The organism is Pseudomonas sp. SCPG-7 (assembly GCF_002156405.1).
Classification (GTDB): Bacteria; Pseudomonadota; Gammaproteobacteria; order Pseudomonadales; family Pseudomonadaceae; genus Aquipseudomonas; species Aquipseudomonas parakoreensis.
In genome coordinates this window covers 1-1,528 of record NZ_MVOO01000041.1, presented here as the reverse complement: position 1 = coordinate 1,528, position 1,528 = coordinate 1, and the positions used below count along the sequence as shown (strand labels likewise).

At 63.7% G+C, this 1,528-nt stretch carries 1 pseudogene; it reads right to left on the bottom strand.

Going from position 1 to position 1,528, the window contains the following annotated elements:
* A pseudogene (locus B1722_RS28450) lies at positions 1-1,528 on the bottom strand (RHS repeat protein); the annotation flags it as partial.

The window sequence follows — 1,528 nt, the reverse complement described above, 5'->3', positions numbered from 1 at the left end:
ATGGCCTACAGCGTGGGCCAGCAAACGGCCTTGATCGTCGTAGGCATATTCGCTGAGCAACAGGCCTTGTTGACGTTGTTGTTCGCGACCCGATTGATAGACGTGGCTGGTCAGCCGTGTGCCATTCAGGTCGATGGCGGTCAGCGCGCCGCCCTTGGCGTAGTGGAAATCGAGCGCGCTGTTGTCCGGCAGACGCTGGCGCTTGAGCTGGCCGCAGGCGTCATAGGCATAACGCAGGGTGCCCCAGCCCTGATGCTCGGTGATCAGCCGGTCCTGCCGATCGTATTCAAAGGCCAGTGGATGTTGCTGGCCGTCATCGACGCCGATCAACCGGCCCAGGCGGTCGTAGNCCAGCAGGTGCCCGTTGCGGTCGTAGGCGTACGCGGTGCGCCGGCCGTCGAAGCCGGTTTCCTGTCGGATCAATCCGGTGGGCGTGTAGTCCAGTCGGTACTTTTCGCCGGACTCGTTCTCGATTTCCGTCAGCAGCAGTTGCGCATGGTCGTAGCGGTACTGCACCCGCGTGCCGTCGGGATTGATCCTGCGCGAGACCAGGTGCAGGTCGTCGTCATACTCGTAGCGGGTGATGCGCCCGAGTTCGTCGCGCTCGGCCGTGACTTGGCCGTACGCGCCGTAGCTGTAGGCGCGAGTGGCGCCTGTAGGCAACGTCGTCTGAACCAGTCGGCCAACGGCGTCCCACTGCTGGCGAGTGATCGCACCGTGTTCGTCGCATGAGGTCGTCCGCCGCCCCAGCGCATCGTAGGAAAAGCGCCGTACACCACCGTCGGGCAGGGTTTCCTCGATCAGTTGCCCGAGGTCGTTCCAGACAAAAATGTGCCGGCTGGTGTCCGGATAACGGACCGACAGTAACTGCCCGCGCGTGTCGTAGTAGTAATGGGTGACCTGACCGTCAGGATCGACCGCCTCGGTGACATCACCCTCGGCGTTGCGCCGAAACGTCCACACCGCTTCACCGCGAGAACGGCTGTGCAGGAAACCGTTGCGGTACTCGTAGGACGTTGGCTCGTCGTCCGGCGGAAGCAGCGCGATCAGCCGTCCGACGTCGTCGTAGCGGTATTCGGTGACCGCACCCAGCGGATCCTGCTCGGCGATCAGCCGGCCCTGATCGTCATAAGCCTTGAGGTGCTCACCGCCATCAGCCTCGACCTTGCGCACCAGCCGTGCGCTGTCATCGTGGACGTAGGTTTCTTCGCTGCCATCGACGTAGTGCACCGCGACGCTGCCGTCATCGGCCCAGACGTAACGGGTGTCCATCTGCGCGAACGACGCCCAGTGCCGCACGCAGCGCGCCGCCTTGCCCGAGCGCTCCCACTCCCAGAAAAAGCTCGCGCCGCCGGTCAGTTGCCGCTGCAGGATGACGTGCTGATCGTCGTAGTCGTAACGCTCGCTGTCACCGACCGCGTTGGTCGCAGCCAACAAACGCTGACGGGCGTCGTAGCAATAACTGACCAGCGTTTGCTCGGTGCGCCAGCCACCCGCCGCAAACACCTGGTAATCAACTGCCACCAGA